The 18,381-nt window shown below is 61.7% G+C and carries 16 protein-coding genes; 8 read left to right on the forward strand and 8 right to left on the reverse strand.

The window, feature by feature from the left end:
- Positions 1–85 precede the first annotated feature (85 nt).
- On the forward strand, positions 86–1,324 hold the full coding sequence (locus GSQ73_RS07445; RefSeq protein WP_158882615.1) for a TIGR03862 family flavoprotein: 1,239 nt from the start codon (positions 86–88) through the stop codon (positions 1,322–1,324).
- Between the two features lie 45 nt (positions 1,325–1,369).
- Here GSQ73_RS07445 and GSQ73_RS07450 read toward each other — a convergent pair whose 3' ends face one another.
- From GSQ73_RS07450 to GSQ73_RS07465, 4 genes are read right to left on the reverse strand one after another with little or no spacing between them, the layout of a single operon-like run.
- On the reverse strand, positions 1,370–2,149 hold the full coding sequence (locus GSQ73_RS07450) for a glutaminyl-peptide cyclotransferase (RefSeq protein WP_158882617.1): 780 nt from the start codon (positions 2,147–2,149) through the stop codon (positions 1,370–1,372).
- A gap of 40 nt (positions 2,150–2,189) precedes the next feature.
- Complete coding sequence (dbpA, locus tag GSQ73_RS07455; RefSeq protein WP_158882619.1) at positions 2,190–3,584, reverse strand: ATP-dependent RNA helicase DbpA; 1,395 nt, start codon at positions 3,582–3,584, stop codon at positions 2,190–2,192.
- A gap of 15 nt (positions 3,585–3,599) precedes the next feature.
- Entirely contained in the window at positions 3,600–5,024 is a 1,425-nt protein-coding gene (locus GSQ73_RS07460; RefSeq protein ID WP_158882621.1) for a DUF2867 domain-containing protein, read from the reverse strand.
- Positions 5,025–5,055: 31 nt separating this feature from the next.
- Positions 5,056–5,376 carry a metalloregulator ArsR/SmtB family transcription factor gene (locus GSQ73_RS07465; RefSeq protein ID WP_158882623.1) on the reverse strand — a complete coding sequence of 107 codons (321 nt, stop codon included), beginning with the start codon at positions 5,374–5,376 and terminating at the stop codon, positions 5,056–5,058.
- Between the two features lie 144 nt (positions 5,377–5,520).
- Between GSQ73_RS07465 and folB the strand changes: the two genes are divergently transcribed.
- From folB to GSQ73_RS07485, 4 genes are all read left to right on the forward strand, one after another.
- Entirely contained in the window at positions 5,521–5,880 is a 360-nt protein-coding gene (gene folB / locus GSQ73_RS07470) for a dihydroneopterin aldolase (RefSeq protein ID WP_158882625.1), read from the forward strand.
- On the forward strand, positions 5,880–6,377 hold the full coding sequence (folK, locus tag GSQ73_RS07475) for a 2-amino-4-hydroxy-6-hydroxymethyldihydropteridine diphosphokinase (protein ID WP_158882627.1): 498 nt from the start codon (positions 5,880–5,882) through the stop codon (positions 6,375–6,377). The genes folB and folK overlap by 1 nt, the downstream gene beginning before the upstream one ends.
- A gap of 108 nt (positions 6,378–6,485) precedes the next feature.
- A complete protein-coding gene (locus GSQ73_RS07480) occupies positions 6,486–7,931 on the forward strand; it encodes a circularly permuted type 2 ATP-grasp protein (protein ID WP_158882629.1) in 1,446 nt (481 codons plus the stop codon).
- Entirely contained in the window at positions 7,931–8,872 is a 942-nt protein-coding gene (locus tag GSQ73_RS07485) for an alpha-E domain-containing protein (RefSeq protein WP_158882631.1), read from the forward strand. Before GSQ73_RS07480 ends, GSQ73_RS07485 begins: the two co-directional genes overlap by 1 nt.
- A 22-nt stretch (positions 8,873–8,894) precedes the next feature.
- Here GSQ73_RS07485 and GSQ73_RS07490 read toward each other — a convergent pair whose 3' ends face one another.
- The gene (locus GSQ73_RS07490; protein WP_158882633.1) at positions 8,895–9,722 is read right to left on the reverse strand and encodes a 20S proteasome subunit A/B; all 828 of its coding nucleotides are present in this window, start codon (positions 9,720–9,722) and stop codon (positions 8,895–8,897) included.
- Positions 9,723–9,852: 130 nt separating this feature from the next.
- On the opposite strand from GSQ73_RS07490, the gene GSQ73_RS07495 reads away from it, so the two are divergent.
- Positions 9,853–10,716, forward strand: a complete 864-nt coding sequence (locus GSQ73_RS07495) for a DUF6159 family protein (protein ID WP_158882635.1) — start codon at positions 9,853–9,855, stop codon at positions 10,714–10,716.
- Between the two features lie 42 nt (positions 10,717–10,758).
- Here GSQ73_RS07495 and GSQ73_RS07500 read toward each other — a convergent pair whose 3' ends face one another.
- Together GSQ73_RS07500 and GSQ73_RS07505 are read right to left on the reverse strand one after the other, a co-directional pair.
- Positions 10,759–11,502 carry a pteridine reductase gene (locus tag GSQ73_RS07500; protein WP_158882637.1) on the reverse strand — a complete coding sequence of 248 codons (744 nt, stop codon included), beginning with the start codon at positions 11,500–11,502 and terminating at the stop codon, positions 10,759–10,761.
- A gap of 69 nt (positions 11,503–11,571) precedes the next feature.
- The gene (locus tag GSQ73_RS07505; RefSeq protein WP_158882639.1) at positions 11,572–12,360 is read right to left on the reverse strand and encodes a hypothetical protein; all 789 of its coding nucleotides are present in this window, start codon (positions 12,358–12,360) and stop codon (positions 11,572–11,574) included.
- A gap of 220 nt (positions 12,361–12,580) precedes the next feature.
- On the opposite strand from GSQ73_RS07505, the gene GSQ73_RS07510 reads away from it, so the two are divergent.
- Together GSQ73_RS07510 and GSQ73_RS07515 are read left to right on the forward strand one after the other, a co-directional pair.
- Positions 12,581–14,770 carry a TonB-dependent receptor gene (locus tag GSQ73_RS07510; protein WP_158882640.1) on the forward strand — a complete coding sequence of 730 codons (2,190 nt, stop codon included), beginning with the start codon at positions 12,581–12,583 and terminating at the stop codon, positions 14,768–14,770.
- Between the two features lie 121 nt (positions 14,771–14,891).
- Entirely contained in the window at positions 14,892–16,085 is a 1,194-nt protein-coding gene (locus tag GSQ73_RS07515; protein ID WP_158882642.1) for an SAM-dependent methyltransferase, read from the forward strand.
- 38 nt (positions 16,086–16,123) lie between these two features.
- Here the strand turns inward: GSQ73_RS07515 and GSQ73_RS07520 are convergent, their stop codons facing one another.
- Positions 16,124–18,322 (reverse strand): LTA synthase family protein, encoded by a 2,199-nt coding sequence (locus GSQ73_RS07520; RefSeq protein WP_158882644.1) that lies wholly within the window; start codon positions 18,320–18,322, stop codon positions 16,124–16,126.
- Between the last annotated feature and the right edge of the window lie 59 nt (positions 18,323–18,381).

Here is an 18,381-nt window from a genome sequence, read left to right on the forward strand (position 1 = left end):
CCGGATGAATGTCGCCATCATGATTTTTGCGAGGATGGTCGAAACGGAAGAAGCTGCGGAACGCCGCCCGTGCGACCATGCACGGATGAAGACGGACTCTGGAAGATTGGCCATTATCGGCGGCGGCCCCGCTGGTTTGATGGCAGCCGAAGCGGCTTGCGCGGCGGGCGTGGCCGTCGATCTTTACGACGCCATGGGATCAGTGGGCCGTAAATTTCTGCTCGCAGGCAAGGGCGGCCTCAACCTCACGCACGCCGAGCCATCCGAACGCTTCGTCGAACGCTATGGCGAACGTCGCACCGACATCGCACGCTGGCTCGAAACGTTCGACGCCGACGCGTTGCGCGAGTGGGCGCGGGGTCTGGGTGTCGAAACGTTTGCGGGCAGTTCCGGCCGCGTATTTCCAATCGATCTCAAGGCGGCGCCGCTATTGCGCCGCTGGCTGCATCGACTTCGCGAATCCGGCGTGACATTTCATATGCATCACCGCTGGCTTGGATGGCAGGCGAACAACGCGCTGCATTTCGCCACGCCAGGCGGCGAGCGCGCGGTGCCGGCATCAGCGGTCGTGCTGGCGTGTGGAGGCGCAAGCTGGCCAAAGCTGGGTTCCGACGGTGCGTGGCTTGTGCCGCTGCAAAAATCCGGTATCGACATCGCGCCATTGCGACCGGCCAATTGCGGTTTCGAGCATGCCTGGAGCGAGCATCTTTCCAGCCGCTTCGGCGGCGCGCCCATCAAGCCGGTGGTTGCGAGCTGGATTGATCGAAAAGATATGGCGCACGCACGACAGGGCGAATTCGTGCTCACCGAATACGGCATCGAGGGCAGCCTCGTTTATGCGATCGGCGCGGAGTTGCGCGAACAAATCGCCGAGCGTGGAGAAGCCACGCTCAAGCTCGACCTCGTGCCCGGATACAGCGTGTCGACGTTGGCGGAACGATTGGCCGCAGCGCGCGGCAAGCACAGCATCGGCGACTGGCTGCGTCGCCGCGCGGGGCTGGACAGCGCGAAATGCGCGCTGGTGTTCGAACTGACCGACAAGAAAGCCCTGGCCGATCCGCTGGCCCTGGCGGCGCAACTCAAGGCGTTGCCGCTGCGGCTGCAATCGCCGCGGCCAATGGCCGAAGCCATCAGCACGGCAGGCGGCGTTCGTCTCGAAGCGCTGGATGACGCGTTGATGTTGCGCGCACGGCCGGGTGTGTTCTGCGCCGGCGAGATGCTCGATTGGGAAGCGCCAACCGGCGGCTATCTGCTCACCGCCTGCTTGGCCAGCGGACGAATGGCCGGCGCTGGCGCGGCACGCTGGATGGCCAACGCGCAGTGAGTCCGCATTTCCGACGGTGACGATTCGCTCAAGGCGCGCGACGCATCACGGCGTCGCGGTTTTCTTCACCAGCTTGATCTCGAACAGTTTCGGCCAGCGCTTGCCGGTCACAAACAAACGATCGTGGCTGGCGTCGTACGCGATGCCGTTGAGTACGTCATTGCCGGGATCGGGCAACTGATTCACATCCAGTAATCCGCTGAGATCGATCCATCCGACGACGTGCCCACTGGCCGGATCGATGCGCGCGATGCGATTGGTCAGCCAGATGTTCGCGTAGATTTCGCCCTTCACCCATTCCAGCTCGTTGAGACTGGCGACCGGCGCGCCATCGGCGGTGACCATGATGCTGCCCGTCGATGCGAGCGTTTCCGGATCGAGGATGCGCAGCACCGGCGAACCATCGCTCATGTACAGGTGATGCGCGTCGCGCGTCAGTGCCCAGCCTTCGCCGGGATAAGCGAACGTGCGTTGCAACTTGAACGTCGCCAGGTCGTAGACGAAACCGACACCTGTCTGCCAGGTGAGCTGTACCAGCTTGTCTTTCCAGTCGATGATGCCTTCGCCGAAATACTGCGACGGCACGTTGTAGCGCTTCACGGTTTCGCCGCTTTTCAGATCCACCTTGCGCACGGTGGATTCACCTTGCTCACCGGTGCTCTCGTAGAAATATCCGCCGAGATAGAACAGGCCTTCGGTATATGCCGACGTGTCGTGCGGATACGCACGCACCACCTTGAAACCATAGACGGGAATCGCCGCGTGCAGTGGCGCGACAACCGCCAGTGCGACGAAAGAAAAAATGCTGGCAAGCCATCGGTTCATCAGGATCAATCCGTATGCGGAAGTCGGCAGTCGGCGAAGATTAGCCCAACGGGCGCACGCGGAAGTTGCGACCCTTGATCTTGCCGGCGCGCAGTCGTTCCAGCGCCTTGTTTGCCAATGCGCGGCTGATCGCCACATAGGCGCGGGTGGCAAACACGTCGATCTTGCCGATGTCCTTTGCCGCCAGCCCGGCATCCCCAGTGAGTGCGCCGAGAATATCGCCGGGTCGCAACTTGTCCTGCCGGCCGGCGTCGATCACCAGCGTTTTCATTGGCGCCAGATGCAAGGTTTTGCTGCGCGCAGGCGAAATTTTCAGCGGAACCCAGCGCAAAGGCGTGCCATTCAATTCCTCGATGTTCGCGGCCTTCGGTCGTTCGCGCGGCGTGCACAAGGTGATCGCCAGACCCGATTGCCCGGCACGTCCGGTGCGACCGATGCGATGCGTGTGAGTTTCCGGGTCGTGCGCGATGTCGTAGCTCACCACCAGCGGCAAAGCGGCGATATCCAGTCCGCGCGCGGCAACATCCGTGGCCACCAATACCGCGCAACTGTGGTTGGCGAACCGCACCAGCACCTCATCGCGATCGCGCTGTTCCATGTCGCCATGCAGCGCGAGCGCGGAGAAGCCGCGACGATCTAGCTCCTGCGCCACGGCATCCACTTCGCGACGCATGTTGCAGAACACCAGCGTCTGATTCATGCCGGTATCCGTCGCGTGCACGCCGCCGAGCAGCTGCGCGAGCGCGTCGGGTTTTTGCGCAGGTTCCACTTCGTGAAAGCGCTGCTCGATCGCCGGCTTTTCGTCGGCCGGTGCATCCACCGTCACTTCGACCGGATCGCGCTGCACGCGCTTGCTCACCGCACGAATCTCGTCCGGATACGTGGCCGAAAACAACAGCGTCTGATGATGTTTCGCAATGCGCCCGATGATGTCGTCGATCGCCTCGGTGAAGCCCATGTCCAGCATGCGATCCGCCTCGTCCAGCACCAGCACCTTGATACCGCCGCCGTGCAGGCTCTCGCGCTTCAGGTGTTCCTGCACGCGGCCGGGCGTGCCCACCACGATATGCGGATCGTGCGTCAGCGATGCCAGTTGCGGGCCCAGCGGCATGCCGCCGCACAGCGTCAGCAGCTTCACGTTGGGAATGTTCGCGGCCAGCTTGCGGATCGCCTTGCTCACCTGATCGGCCAGCTCGCGTGTCGGGCACAGCACCAGCGCCTGCAGCCGGATCGTGTCCACATCGATCGACTGCAGCAGGCTCAAACCAAAGGCCGCCGTCTTGCCGCTGCCGGTCTGCGCCTGCGCGATCACGTCGCGTCCTTCCAGCATCGGCGGCAAGCTCTGCGCCTGCACCGGCGTCATCGTCGCGTAGCCCAGGGTTTCAACGCTGGCGAGCAGGGCGGGCTTGAGTGGCAACGTATCGAAGGAAGTCATTCGCACATGATCGCATCAATGGGCGACGGGGATGGAAAACAGCGAGTGCGGAGATCGCGCGACGTGACTTGTGGCAGGCTGCTGAAACGCGTGCTCGGCGGCCATGCGCAACATGGTTGGCGAAACATGGGCCCGGTGCGTGCGATCGATCAGTGCCATGTATAGCCGGCCAAACAGATTGCTGTAGCGAACACGCGTGCCAAGCGTGATCTCCAAGGTCCATCGATCAAGAATCTGTATCCCCACGCAGGAGCGAAATACCAGATGCCTGTCGTCTGCACCGAGGATTACTTGAGCGCGTTGTCCGTCGGCATCGATCGACTGGGCAAGTACCGGATGGCGCTGCTCGAAAAGCATCTCCGTGCAAGTAGAGAGCAATGATGAAACGGGGCAACCCAGCGGCGAGGTGCGCAATCCGATCGGGCGCGCGATGATGTTGCGCAACATCATCATGCGCGAAACACTCGCTGGTGGATTTTCGAGAAAGCCGTCCAGCAGTCGACTCAGCAATGTCGCTGCATTGCCTTCGCCAACATTCTGGCCGGTGAGCACGAGACGAAACATGTCTTCGTGATCGGCGTCGATCAGTTGCCGTGCGAGCAGAGAATCTGTCGGGACACCGTCGAGTTCGACAACGCTGCGGCGTGCATGGAAACCCCCATGCGCGTGTCTTGTGGACCACGCACTGCGAAGCACGCCCGCGGTGCGACGCACGATACGACAGAAGCCGGCGTGCCAGCTACCCGGCGGCGCATCGAGCGACAATTGGACGGTGGGCACACGCTGAAGATCGATCGGTGCGGCGCGCAGCGATGCTTCAACATGCGGCGGCAGCAGCTCCGTGAGTGCAGGAATGCTGGCTTCGTTCGCCAGCACTTTTTCACGCAACGCATCGGGCATGTCGCCACCGAGTTCGTTCGTGTGGCACGACAACGCAAAGAACGCCGGGTGCCTTTCGCCTTTCGACAGTGACGCAAACTGATGCCACGTATCACCGCCGAAGCGCACCGTGAACAGGCAATCCGGCGGGATGTTGATCTGGTGAAGCGCACGGATGAAGTTTTGCGGATCTGCGTCGATCTGTTCGCGCGTCGCGCTGGAGAATCGCAATTGCGTTCCGGCGCTGCCTGCGATGGCGGTGAACACGCGGTGTCCGGCATGGCGATGGAATGGATGGCCTTTCGCGCCGACCGCAAAGGAATACAGCGAACTCGCGTCGCCACGGGGAAAATCCACGCCGCCCAGCCGCGCGGAAGGCTCATCCATTTCATCGACGAACGATTCATGGCCGCGCTGACGTACCAGTGACTCGGCAAAGAAGCGATCGCCGGCGCCGTGGCCGAGTTGCGCGATCAGCGACACCTCCACTGGCAGGCCGCCCGATGTCGACGGAACGCGGGCCGAAGGAAAGGTGCCTACTTTGCGAACGGGTGTCGACATGGCTGCATTTCCTTGGCTCGGAATACGTGACTCAAGCGGGCTTTTTCCTGTTCGAAAGCTTGCGCGCCTCACGCTTGAGCGGGCCTGCGACCGGGCAAATCTCCATCGCGAAACCATTGAGCGTGTTGACCAGGCTGTCCTTGTTGAGCTGATAGAAAATGAATTGGCCGCGGCGGTCGCTGCTCACTAATCCGGCCGCTTCCAGCACGGACAGGTGGCGCGAAATGGCTGGCCCGCTCATCGAGAAACGACTGGCGATGTCGCCGGCGGTCAGTTCCTGCGCCGACAGATACGCGAGAATTTCCCGGCGTGGACGGGATGCAAGCGCTTCGAAGATGCGGTCGATGGCCATAAATAATTAATCATTTAAAGTATTAGTTAAATATATTTATGTGGCGCGCGCCTGTCAAGTGCACGCGTTCATCAAGTTCGGGCGTCTTGCATCCTTTCACCAGCTCGCCGACCCTGTACGTCTGCTCACCTCGCGAAAGGCACCATGGATATCGTTTTCATCGAAGACCTGCGCATCGATACCGTGATCGGCATCTACGACTGGGAGCGGCGTGTGCGGCAAACGCTGTCGTTCGACATCGAGATGGCGTTCGACAATGCAAAGCCCGCCGCGACCGACGATATCGCCGATACCTTGAACTACAAGGACGTATCGAAGCGTCTGGTCGACTACGTGGCAGCGTCGAGTTTCGGTCTGGTCGAGACACTGGCCGAACGATGTGTCGCGATCATTCGTGAGGAATTCGGTGTTGCCTGGGTGCGCCTGAAACTTTCCAAGCCCGGAGCCGTGCGCGGCGCAAAAGCAGTGGGCGTGCAGATCGAGCGCGGCATACGGCCCGGCTGATGGCGCGCGTCTATCTGAGTCTCGGTTCGAACATGCAACCGCAGCGTTATCTTTCTGCAGCGCTGACCGAGTTGCGCGCGCGTTTCGGCGACATCGCGGCGTCGCCCGCGTATCTGAGCAAGGCAGTGGGTTTCGATGGCGCGGATTTCATCAATCTGGCGGTCGGGCTGGATACCGAGCTGTCGCCCGAAGCGTTGAACGAATGGCTGCATGCGCTGGAAGATCGGCACGGCCGTCGCCGCGACGTGCCGCGATTCCACGATCGCACGCTCGACATCGATATCGTGTTTTACGACGACCGCGTCATCGACGGCCCTGGCCATCTGCAGATTCCGCGCGACGAGATTCGCCACGCCTTCGTGCTGCGGCCGATGGCCGATATCGCGCCGGATTTCTTCCATCCGGTCAGCGGCGTGCGCATGGCCGATCTGTGGGCAGCCTTCCCGAAGGCACTGGAACCATTGCATGCGGTCTCGCTGGATCAGCCGTCTATCTAGCGAGATGTGAAAGCGGATCGCCTTGACGCTCCCGATCAATCCGGGCATGTTGCATTGCAAGGTGAAGGCCCGTTCGACGCGTCCGGTCCCGCCCGCGCGGAGACACATATGGACTGGACGGGTTACCGCTCGCCGACATGGGACGAGTTGATCGGCCACGATGGCCGTCCGCACGCCGCAGCGCGACCGCTGGTCGATTACCTGGCCAGTCTGAGTCGAGCCGAGCTGGCCGAACGGCAGCTCGCAGCGGATGTCACGGCGCGCGTGATGGGCGTGACATTCACGGTTTACACCGAAGGTCGCAACGTCGATCGCATGCTGCCGTTCGACCTGATTCCGCGCGTGATCGCGCGCGCCGAATGGGATCGCACCGCGGCCGGTTTGCGTCAGCGCATCCAGGCGTTGAACCTGTTCATCGGCGACATCTACGCCGCGCAGAAGATCGTCAAGGACAAGGTGTTCCCCGAATTTCTGCTGAAGGATTCGGTGAACTTCCGCCCGCAATGCGTCGGCATCCGCCCGCCGCTCGATATCTGGGCGCACATCTGTGGTTCCGATCTGGTGCGCGATGGCGACGGCACGCTGTACGCGCTGGAAGACAACCTGCGCATTCCCAGCGGCGTGTCGTACATGATCGAAAACCGCATGGTTTCGAAGCGGGTGTTTCCCGAATTGTTCGAGACCAGCGCGATCCTGCCGGTGGACAACTATCCCGCGCAGCTCTACGACACGCTGGCTGCGCTATCGCCGCGTCCGGGCGACACGCCGGTCATCGCGTTGCTCACGCCCGGCATCTACAACAGCGCTTACTTCGAACATTGCTACCTCGCGCAAAGCATGGGTATCGAACTGGTCGAGGGCGGCGATCTGTTCGTTGGCGATGATGACGTCTGCTACATGAGCACGGTCTATGGCCCGCGCCGGATCGACGTGATCTACCGCCGCGTGGACGACATGTTCATCGATCCGGAAGTGTTTCGTCCTGAATCCCTGCTCGGTGTGCCGGGCCTCATTCGCAGCTGGCGCGCCGGCAAGGTGGCGCTGGCGAATGCACCCGGCGCGGGTGTGGCCGACGACAAGGTTGTGTTCGCGTACGTACCGAAGATGATCAAGTACTACATGGGCGAGGACGCCATTCTGCCGAACGTGCCCAGCTATCTGTGCCACGACGACAAGGAGCGCGCGTACGTGCTCGATCACATCGAGGAACTGGTGGTGAAGCCGGCAAACGAATCAGGCGGCTACGGCATGCTGATCGGCCCGCGCGCAAGCAAGGCCGAACACGCACAATTCCGCGAACTGATCAAGGCCAACCCGCGCAACTATGTGGCGCAGCCGACGTTGTCGCTGTCCACCGCGCCAATACTCGGCGATCATGGACCCGAGCCGCGGCACCTCGACCTGCGTCCGTTCGTGTTGTCGCGCAAGGACATCTACGTCACCACCGGCGGACTCACGCGTGTGGCGATGAAGAAGGATTCGCTCGTGGTCAATTCATCGCAGGGCGGCGGTGCAAAAGATACCTGGGTGGTCGACATGGACGAGGTGAGCTGATGCTGTCGCGTGTCGCCGCCAACCTCTACTGGTTCAGTCGCTACCTGCGACGTGCCGAAAATCTTGCCCGGCTCGTCAACGTCGGCAGTCAGTTACAGCTCGATTTGCCACGCAGCATGCGGTTCGCATGGCGACCGTTGATCGAAACGCTTGGCGCCGCAGATGAATTCGATCGGCTGCACCCGCCCGGCGAAAAGCAACCCGACGAAGCGGGCGTGATTCGTTTCCTGCTGGTCGATCCGGAGAATCCGCAGTCGCTGCACGAAGTCGTGCGCCAGGCGCGCGAACTTCAGCGCAGCGTGCGCGAAACGCTGCCGCAGGATTGCTGGATCGCGATCAACGATCTCTATCTCTACATCGAGGCCAGCACGGATCGCGCAGGCAGCCGGCGCTATCGGCAGGAATTCCTCGATCGCGTCATCGACAGTTGCCTGCGCGTGTCCGCCTTGCTTACCGCGAATGTCAGTCGCGACATCGGCTTCCAGTTCCTGCGGTTGGGAACCGCGATCGAACAGGCGGACATGACCTCGCGCATCATCGACACCGCGGCGGCCGGATTGATCCAGCCGCGCAGCGAGGAAGATGCCGAAGCGTTCCGCGAAATGCAGTGGATGAGCGTGCTGCAGTGCCTCGCCGCGTATCAGATGTATCGCCGGCACCTGCGCCAGCGGGTCAGCGCCGAACTGGCGTTGCAGTTCCTGCTCAAGGATCGGCAATTTCCGCGCAGCGTGCTGTTCTGCCTCACGCGTATCCAGGGGATTCTTCCGCTGATGCCCGCACGCCGGCCGGTGCAGCTGGCGCTCAATCGCGTGCTGGGTTCCGTGTTCGATGCGGATCCCGCACGCGTGCTACAGACCGGGCCGAGTGTGTTCATGGATCGCTTGCAGGTGGAACTCGACGCGCTGGATGGCGCGCTGCGTCAGTCGTATTTTCCGAACTGAGCGGCGCCGGTTCGCGCCGCGATCACTGCTGTTGCTGCGCAGCCTGTGCGGCGATTTCGGGATCTTTCGGGGCGATGGGTCGCTGCGCCTGCGATGGCGGTGTCGATGGCAGGCGCTCGCCATGCTCCCACGGAAAACGCGGCAGGCTGCGTACCGCGGCTTCGAGTTTCACCGACCAGTTGTCGCGGATGTCGATGTACAACGGCGTATCGGAATCGAGCCGGATGCGCTCGCCGATCCGCAATTCCCCGGTGCGCATCAGTGCCAGATCGATCGGCAAGCCCACCGAGACGTTCGATCGGATGGTCGAGTCGAGCGACACCAGCGCGCAGCGCGATGCGTCTTCCAGCGTGGTGTCCGCGCGGATGATGCGATCGAGAATCGGCTTGCCGTACTTCGATTCGCCAATCTGCAGATACGGTGTTTCCGGCGACGTGGAAATGCAGTTGCCCAGCGGATAAATCAGGAAGAGCGCGGGCGGTTCGTCGCCGATCTGACCGCCGAAGATCAGCGTGGATTCCACGCTGACACCGCTCTGCATCGCCGCGGTGGAAATCTGCGCCTGTGCCGCAACCAGCGCCTGGCCAATGTATTCGGCGACTTCGAACATGTAGCGCGGCGTACGCAGCGAAGTGCTGGCGTTTTCGTTGAGATCGCGCTGCAGCCGCGACACCATCGCTTGCGTGGTCCCCAGATTGCCTGCCGACATCAGCATGAAACTGCGCTCGCCCGGGAAGTCGAACACGTGCATTTTCGTGTGCACGCGAACGTCGTCGAAGGAGGCACTCGTACGCGTGTCGGCTGCGAAAACCAGGCCGTCATCGACCAGGATTCCGACGCAATAAGTCATGGGGACAGTCCATTGAAGATAGGACCTCATTGTAGAGGTCGTGTCCGGATCGAACCAGCGGCAATCCGCATCGCTGTCATGGCGGCGAAATCGGTGCTAAAAATCTCCCACCAAAACGGGGAGAACAAACATGGCGGGCAAATTCGCACGTAGCTGGGCGTTGATGAAAGCCAGCGCGGCAGTATTGAAGTCGGACAAGTCGCTGTTGGTGTTTCCGCTGCTGTCGGGGCTTTGCACGCTGGTGGTGGCGGCGAGTTTCCTGCTGCCGGTGGCGTTGATGATGATGGGCGACGAGCACGCAGGGCAGGATCCGCAGCAGCGGATGTCGGTCGGTTCGTATCTGCTGCTGTTCGCTTTTTATCTGGTGCAGTACTCGGTGATCATCTTCTTCCAGACGGCGTTGACCGGCGTGGCGCTGATGCATCTGCGCGGCGAACCGACCAGCGTCAGTGCCGGTTTTGCGCTCGCACGTTCGCGGCTGGGCAACATCATCGGTTACGCGCTGATTGCCGCAACCGTGGGGCTGGTGTTGCGAATGGTGCAGGAACGTCTGGGCCTGATCGGGCGGTTCGTGGTCGGATTCCTCGGACTTGCCTGGACCGTGGCGACTTTCCTGGTGGTGCCGCTGATCGCAAGCGAGGATGTGGGTCCGGTCGACGCGGTCAAGCGCAGCGTGGAATTGCTCAAGCGCAGCTGGGGCGAGAACCTGATCGGCAACGGTGGCATCGGCGTGGTGTTCACGCTGGTGATGTTGTTGGCCATTCTCGTCGCGGCGTTGCTGATCGGCGGCGCCTTCGCGCTGCATTCGATCGTCGCGGTGGTGGTCGTGGCCGCGCTGGCTGTTGTTGGTTTCGTGCTGCTGGCGCTGATCCAGTCCTCGCTGCAGGGCATCTATGCAGCGGCGCTCTATCGCTTCGCGGAATCGGGCGAGGCCAGCGTGGGTTTCGATCAGGGGCTGCTCGAACAGGCATTTCGCGACAAGAAGAAAAAGTGACGGTCACGACACGCCCGTGCATGAGCATGGGTGTGTCGCGCGTTACACCGAAAGCGTACGACCTCCGTCCACGCGGATAACCTGGCCGGACACGAACGGCGCATCACGCAGAAGCCACAGCACTGCGCCGGCGACATCTTCCGGCGTGCCGGCACGTTGCAACGGCGTTCGCGAAACCAGCGCCTTGCGGTCGTCGTACGTCTTGCCATCGCTCGGCCACATCACCGCACCGGGTGCGACGCCGTTGACGCGCACATCGGGGCCGAGCTCCAGTGCGAGTGATCGTGTCATCGCCGCGAGCGCCGCCTTCGCCATGCAGTAAAGCGTGTGTCCGGCCAGCGGGCGTTCGGCGTAAATATCGAGCAGGTTGACGATGCCGCCGTGCGATTTGCGCAAGGCCGGTATTGCGGCCTGGCTGAGAAAAAAAGGTCCCTGCGCATTCGAAGCGAACAACTCGTTCCACTGCGCCGGCGTCGTCTCGCCAAGCGGCGTGGGATAAAACGCCGACGCATTGTTGACCAGCGCGTCGAGCCGCCCGTATTGCGTCAGCACCTGATCGACCAAATCGGGCAACATCGCCAGCTCGGACAAGTCGGCCTGCAACAGCAAGGTGCTGCCGGATCGTTCGCGTTCCAGATCGAACACGAGTTCGCGCGCTGCATTTTCCGAGCGGCGATAGTGCAAGGCGACGTCGTAGCCCGCGGCGTGCAGCGTGCGCGCGATCACCGCACCGACCCGCTGGGCGGCGCCGGTGATCAGCGCAACAGGTCGATCAGGCGATGTCATGCGCGGATTCCGGCAGGCGGTCAGCGCACAGCTTGCCGCAAGCGCCGCGATGCGTCACGCACAGTGCGACTACTTGGTCTTTGGTTTGGCCTTGGCCGCCTTTTTCGCTGCGACTTTGCTGGCCTTGGCTGCGACCTTTTTCGCTGCACCGGCCACGGCCTTGTCGACCAACTTGGTCACTGCGCGACGGGTCGCCGAGGCTTTCTTGCGCGGCGCAGGCTTCGCAGGTTTCGCCTCGACATTATCGGGATCGTCTTCGATGGTCATCTCACCGCTGAACAAAGCGATTGCCGTGCTGGCCACTTGCCCGGTGTCGTAATACGCATACGCGCCAACGCCCAGCGCGCCGACCACGGGCAACCAGCGCGAGATGCCTTCGGTCACCGTGCGCTGGGTCAGTTTCACGCCGATCTGTTTGGCGACGCGCTGCGCGATGCCGTGCGACATGCGGCGAAACACCAACCGATCGCCCATGCGTACCACCAGATCGCGGAATGCCTGCGCGGCGGTGTGGCGGAACAGACACCAGAGCATCTGCTCGCGGCCCAGCGTGGCGTGACGCCCATAGGCCGCGGCGATGTCGCTGACCATCTGGCCCTGAATCTTCCAGATAGCAATCAGCTCCGGCAGCAGCGTGAGCCATCCGAGCGGACCCGGCGGCAGCGCCAGCGAACCGGCCGTGAGCGCGGCACGTTGCGCGGCACGATTACCCAGCCGTCGCGCTTCGGTCGTCGGATCCTTGCTGCTGTCGACCTTGCTGTCAGGCACGCGACTGACGAAATCGAGAATCGCCTGCGTGACCCGATTGTGTTCGACCGGCGCGATCACCGCGGGAACGTTCTGGCTGCTCTTGGTCATGTCCGACTTCCTTCCGGTGCGCTGCCGGCCTCGACGAGGTTGGCGAATGTCCAGTCTAGGACGCCGGCGTGAAGCTGGCCTCAATGGCCGCGCCAGCGCGGATTTCTGGATCAAGGTTTCCTTCGGAGCATGACTTCTGGGGCAGGTGGTCATTATTTCGCGTTAGTAATGTTATAACATTACACACTTCGACTTCATGACCGCCTGACGGAAACTCCAGATGAAACGCTCCCTTCTTGCCTTGAGCCTCGCGCTCGCCTTCAGCGCCGCCGCTGTCCACTCCGCGGACACGACCACGCCGCCGCCAGCCACGGATGGAAGCACCGCTGCGACGGGTGGCGACGACAACGTCGATCACGGCACGCGCAACAAGCAGCCAAAAAAAGTGCAAGACCTCGGCACGGTCGATGTATCGGCCAAACTCGATCAGGCGCGCAACGCGCTGTCGCCCGATACCGGCAGCAGCCAGTACGTGATCGACCAGAAGGCCATCACGCAATTGCCGCTGGGCGCATCCACGCCGATGAACCAGGTGATCCTGCAGGCGCCTGGCGTGGTGCAGGATTCGTACGGCGGCCTGCACGTGCGCGGCGATCACGCCAACCTGCAATACCGCATCGACGGCGTGATCATTCCCGAATCGATTTCCGGTTTCGGCCAGACGCTCGACGCGCGCACGGTCGACAACGTGAAGCTGCTCGACGGCGCGCTGCCCGCGCAATACGGCTTGCGCACGGCGGCGGTGGTCGACATCACTACCAAGAGCGGGCACGACCTCGGCAATGGCGGCAGCGTGGGCATCACGGGTGGCTCGTTCGGCACGCTCAATCCGAACGCGTCGATCTGGGGCAGCGACGATCGCTGGAGCTATTTCCTCACCGGCAATTACATGGAAGACGATGTCGGCATCGAGAATCCGACCGCCAGTCGCAAGCCGATCCACGACCACACGAATCAAGTGAAAGGCTTTGGCGATATTTCGTATCTGATCAACGACGACACGCGGTTGAGTTTCCTGTTCGGCGTGTCCAACAACCGCTTTCAGATACCGAACAATCCGGGTCAGGTGCCGCAGTTCGGTTATCTCGACACGGTGGATTTCAACTCGGCCAACCTCAACGAACAGCAACGAGAGGACACGCGATTCGGCGTGCTGTCATTACAGGGCAAAGTCGGAAGCACCGATTACCAGGTATCGGTCGGTCAGCGTTACAGCAGCCTCGATTACCAGCCCGACGATATCGGCGAGCTGATGTTCAACGGTGTCGCTTCGGCCATCAGCCGCAGCAATCGCGCCAGCACATTGCAGGCTGATTTCGCCACGCCGCTGGGTGAAAGCCATACCTTGCGCTACGGCGTGTATGGCAGTTTCGAGAACGCGGTCAGCGGCAACAATGCGCTGGTGTTTCCGGCCGATGCCGATGGCAACCAGACCGGCACGATCCCGATCAACATCCTCGATAACTCCAGGCTCACTGCGCGTACCTGGTCCGCCTACGTGCAGGACGAATGGAACATCAGCGACAAGTGGACGGTGAATTACGGTTTGCGTGGCGATCAATATCAACTCGCAGGCACCGAAAGCCAGCTGAGTCCGCGCGTCGGACTGGTGTGGCAGGCGACCGACACCACCACCGTGCACGGCGGCTACTCGCGTTACTTCACGCCGCCGGCAACGGAGATGATCACCAGCTCCAACATCGCCAAGTTCGACGGCACCACCAACGCAGTGCCGGACAACGGCAACAACACGCCGCTGGCAGAACGTTCCGATTACTACGACGCCGGCATCGCGCAAAACCTGGGCTCGGCCTGGACGCTCGGCGTCGACGCCTACTATCGCAAGGTGCAGCGCCTGCAGGACGAAGGCCAGTTCGGTTCGGCGCTGGTCTACTCGACCTTTAACTACGATTTCGGCCGCGTGAAGGGCCTCGAGCTCACCGCCAATTACGAACAAGGCCCGTTGTCGGCGTACGCGAATGTTTCCTTCAGCCGTGCGATGGGCAAGCGCATCATCACCAGCCAGTACAACTTCTCGCCGGAAGATCTGGCGTACGTCTACAACAACTTCATCTTCCTCGATCACGACCAGGCCGTGACATCGTCTGGCGGCGTGAACTACGCCGTGACCGATGCCACCAAGGTCGGTGCGGATTATCTCTACGGCAGCGGCCTGCGCAAGGACGGACTGGTGCCGAACGGCGCGTCGGTGGCGGCGTATTTCCAGTTGAACCTCAACGTCTCGCACGATTTTTCGTTCGATCACTTCGGCAAGCTGCATACGCAACTCGCGGTGATCAACGCACTGGATCACGTTTACGAATTGCGTGACGGCAGCGGCATCGGCGTCGGTGCGCCACAGTTCGGTCCGCGTCGTGGTTTGTACCTGAGCCTGCAAAAGGATTTCTGATCGAAGATTTTTGGGTAAAGAAAGGAGCGCTTGGTGCGCTCCTTTCTTTTGAGTGCCGCGCAGGGCGCGGCGTAGATGACGCATCCATTATCCTTGTGGCTATTTCGTCAACAGCAAGCCGATGCCTTCCCGCCTACCCGAACCCAACTCCGACGAACTCGCGCATTCCGATCAGCTGCTGCAGTGGCTGCGCGGGATGATCACGGCACACGGACCGATGCCTTTCTCGCAGTACATGGAGCGTTGCCTGTACGCGCCAGGGCTCGGTTACTACAGCGCCGGTCGCACCAAATTCGGCGCAGCGGGCGACTTCGTCACCGCGCCGGAGTTGGGCGATTTGTTCGCGCGCTGCGTGATCAATGCAGTGCAACCGACGCTGGCTCTGCTCGGAGATGACGCCGATTTTCTCGAGCTCGGTGGCGGTAGCGGTGCTTTCGCCGAATCCGCACTGATGGCTTTGAATGCGGGCGGCACAATGCCGCGCTGCTACCTGATCCTTGAACCCAGCGCTGATCTGCGCGAACGCCAGCAGAATCGATTGCGCACGAATCTTCCTGCAGCACTTCACTCGCGCGTGCAGTGGATCGATAGTCCGCCGGAACAGGATTGGCGCGGCGTGCTGTTCGCCAACGAAGTGATCGACGCGCTGCCGGCGACGCGCTTCACCGTGCGCGCTGGCGAAGTCTACGAAGAGCACGTCACACTTGATGGCGATGGTCGTTTGCAACGGGTCGATCGCCCGGCCGATGCGCTGGTGATCGGCGCGGTGCGGCATGTCGAGCGCGATCTCGGATGTGCGTTCGCCGATGGGTACCGCTCCGAAATCCTGCCACAGCTTCCGTACTGGATTCAGGCCGTGGCCGGTTCACTGGTGGCGGGCATCATGTTGTTTGTCGACTACGGCTACGTGCGCCGCGAGTTCTATCTGCCCGAACGCGACGACGGCACGTTGATGGCGCACTACCGTCATCACGCGCACAACGATCCGTTGCATCTGCCTGGCTTGAATGACCTCACCGCGTCCGTCGATTTCACCGCGCTCGCCGAAGCCGGCAACAGCGCCGGCTTTGGCGTGGCGGCATATCTGCCGCAGGCGCAGTTTCTGATCGCTGTGGGCTTGCAGGATGTGTTTGCCAGCGCGCAGTCGCAGATCGCCGACGAGCATGAAACCTATCGGCTTGCACAACAGGTCAAGCGCCTGATGCTGCCGGACCAGATGGGTGAAAGGTTCCAGGCGATGCTGCTGGCGCGCGGCCTGGATGTGCTGCCGTTGCCGGCAGACATCCTCGCCGCCGATCAGGGCGCGAGGCTCTGATCGAACTTTCATGTCTGGCCGTATGGACGGCCAGACACTCAGTGGACCAAAGTGCCTGCCGAAGCCGCTGAAGCTGGCACAGCGAGGGACCTGGCTGCTGCGGGTGCTTGCGCAACAGGTGCCAACGGCGTCGCATCGTCCGGCCGCAGGATCAGCTTTCCTTGCTTGAACAGCTCGCTGGACACTTGGTAGTACGCCACGGTCTGGTCGATCAACGTCTGATCCTGCGGTTGCACGGGCGTGGCATCACCAGTGTCGTAGTCGGGTTTGAACTGTTCCAGCTTGCGCTGCGGCTCGAGCACGGTCAGCACGTCATTGCGCAGATAGCCAAGTTTTTCATAGGTGCCCGGAAATGCGTGTCCGCTGCTTGCGGGAACCTGGAACACGTCCTGCCCGAAGAAGCGCGTGCGATAGCTGAAGTTGAGCATGCCGAGCAAGGTCGGCGGAATATCCAGTTGGCCCATCAATTGATGCACGCGCTGCGGCGGAAAATATTTCGGCGCGTAGATCCACAACGGGATGTGATAGTGGTTGATCGGCAGGCTGGTCTTGCCCGCGCTGGACGCGCAGTGATCGGCGGTGATCACGAACACGGTGTCATCGAAATACGCCTTGCTGCGAGCGCGCTGGATGAAATCCTTGATCGACCAGTCGGTGTACGCAACCGAACCCGGACGCGACGGTGCGATCTGTGGAACGCGGCCGGCCGGATACGTGTACGGGCGATGGTTGGACGTGGTCATGATGTGCAGGAAAAACGGCTTGCCGGCCGCGTGCGCATTGTCCATCTGTTTCAGCGCGAGTGTGTAGAGATCTTCGTCGGCCACGCCCCACACGTTCTGGCTGTGGATGGTCGCGCCCTTCGGGATGTCGCTGCGATCCACTGTCTTGTAGCCGTTGTGGCTGAAGAAATAATTCATGTTGTCGAAATAGCCATAGCCGCCGTAGACGAAGTCCGACTGATAGCCGCGATTGTTGAAAATGCTCGCAAGCGAGAACAGATTCTCGTTGTGATGTTCGCGGATCAGCGAATCGCCCGGCGTCGGCGGCACCGACAGCGACAACGCTTCCAGCCCACGTACGGTGCGCGTGCCGTTGGCGTAGAGGTTGTCGAAAAATACGCTCTGCTGCACCAGCGAGTCGAGGTAAGGCGTGATGTTTTCCTTGCTGCCGAACGTGCCCAGGTAATCGCCGGACAAACTCTCCACGCTGATCAGCACGACGTTGAGATGTTTCTCCGCGCCAGCGTGGCTGATAGCACGGGTGAGGTCTTTCGGATCGTCGCTGATGAAGCTCGCGTCGGGCGATTTCAGTGAATCGCGCACCAGTTTGTATGCCGCATCGTCCGGCAACGTGCGGTAGAACTTCGCGTAGTCGAGATGGCTGCTGCGAAACGCTTCGAAGAACTGATAGATGCCGTTGCCGGCCAGCTCGTTGACGTAACTGTTGTCCGTGCGGTCCTTCATGCCGCCGTTCACTGCGTACAGCGACACTACAGTCAGCACCAGCCACAGCAACGCGATTTTTCCGCGCTGCAAGAAACGGCTGCCGTCGTCGCGCGTGCGCAATCCGCGCCGTGTCAGCGCGAACACGACCAGGGTCAGCACGATCAGCAAGCTCACCCAGGTAAAGATCGGATACGACTCGCGGATATTGCCGATCACTTCGGTGGTGTAGACGAGGTAATCCACTGCAATGAAATTGAAGCGCACGCTGAACTCGTTCCAGAACACCAGTTCGCACGCGGCCACGAAAAACAATCCGTAAAGCAGCACCAGGCCGAGGATGTACATCGCCCATTGCCCGCTGCGCGCCGAATACGCGAGTGCGGGCATCGGCAGAAAGAACAGGAACAGGATGATCAGTGGCCACGATTCGTGCACGCGCACATGCCACAGCAGGAACACCGCGCTAAGACACAGCGCATACAGCAGCGCCATGCCGAGCAGATACGCCAACCAGCGCGCGCCACCGTGAATGACTGCGCGCCGCGCCGGCACCAGCCACAGGAAAAGCACCATCGGCCACGCAAGGTAGATGAAGGTGACGAGATCGAAACCGAAGCCCACGACGAACGCGTAGAGCAGATTCGCCGGGCCGTGCACGACCTCGTGTCCGGACATCACCAGTAGAACGACGCGCGTGACGAACGAGATCGCGATGAAGGTGATGGCGAGCCACCAGAGCGGACGAAAGCGCTGACGCAAGGGCGAGACCGTGGTGAATAGACGCGGCACGGGTAACTCCAGAAGTTGAAGGCGAGAGCCTGCGACGGGCGCTGGCGAACACGGCTTTA

The organism is Rhodanobacter sp. L36 (genome assembly GCF_009765755.1).
In the GTDB taxonomy this organism is placed as follows: domain Bacteria; phylum Pseudomonadota; class Gammaproteobacteria; order Xanthomonadales; family Rhodanobacteraceae; genus Rhodanobacter.

Bases quoted from the DNA above. Each gene is read 5' to 3' on its own strand.
- GSQ73_RS07445 (WP_158882615.1), top strand. From the start codon at position 86: ATGAAGACGGACTCTGGAAGATTGGCCATTATCGGCGGCGGCCCCGCT.
- GSQ73_RS07450 (WP_158882617.1), bottom strand. From the start codon at position 2,149: ATGAACCGATGGCTTGCCAGCATTTTTTCTTTCGTCGCACTGGCGGTT.
- dbpA (WP_158882619.1), bottom strand. From the start codon at position 3,584: ATGACTTCCTTCGATACGTTGCCACTCAAGCCCGCCCTGCTCGCCAGC.
- GSQ73_RS07460 (WP_158882621.1), bottom strand. From the start codon at position 5,024: ATGTCGACACCCGTTCGCAAAGTAGGCACCTTTCCTTCGGCCCGCGTT.
- GSQ73_RS07465 (WP_158882623.1), bottom strand. From the start codon at position 5,376: ATGGCCATCGACCGCATCTTCGAAGCGCTTGCATCCCGTCCACGCCGG.
- folB (WP_158882625.1), top strand. From the start codon at position 5,521: ATGGATATCGTTTTCATCGAAGACCTGCGCATCGATACCGTGATCGGC.
- folK (WP_158882627.1), top strand. From the start codon at position 5,880: ATGGCGCGCGTCTATCTGAGTCTCGGTTCGAACATGCAACCGCAGCGT.
- GSQ73_RS07480 (WP_158882629.1), top strand. From the start codon at position 6,486: ATGGACTGGACGGGTTACCGCTCGCCGACATGGGACGAGTTGATCGGC.
- GSQ73_RS07485 (WP_158882631.1), top strand. From the start codon at position 7,931: ATGCTGTCGCGTGTCGCCGCCAACCTCTACTGGTTCAGTCGCTACCTG.
- GSQ73_RS07490 (WP_158882633.1), bottom strand. From the start codon at position 9,722: ATGACTTATTGCGTCGGAATCCTGGTCGATGACGGCCTGGTTTTCGCA.
- GSQ73_RS07495 (WP_158882635.1), top strand. From the start codon at position 9,853: ATGGCGGGCAAATTCGCACGTAGCTGGGCGTTGATGAAAGCCAGCGCG.
- GSQ73_RS07500 (WP_158882637.1), bottom strand. From the start codon at position 11,502: ATGACATCGCCTGATCGACCTGTTGCGCTGATCACCGGCGCCGCCCAG.
- GSQ73_RS07505 (WP_158882639.1), bottom strand. From the start codon at position 12,360: ATGACCAAGAGCAGCCAGAACGTTCCCGCGGTGATCGCGCCGGTCGAA.
- GSQ73_RS07510 (WP_158882640.1), top strand. From the start codon at position 12,581: ATGAAACGCTCCCTTCTTGCCTTGAGCCTCGCGCTCGCCTTCAGCGCC.
- GSQ73_RS07515 (WP_158882642.1), top strand. From the start codon at position 14,892: ATGCCTTCCCGCCTACCCGAACCCAACTCCGACGAACTCGCGCATTCC.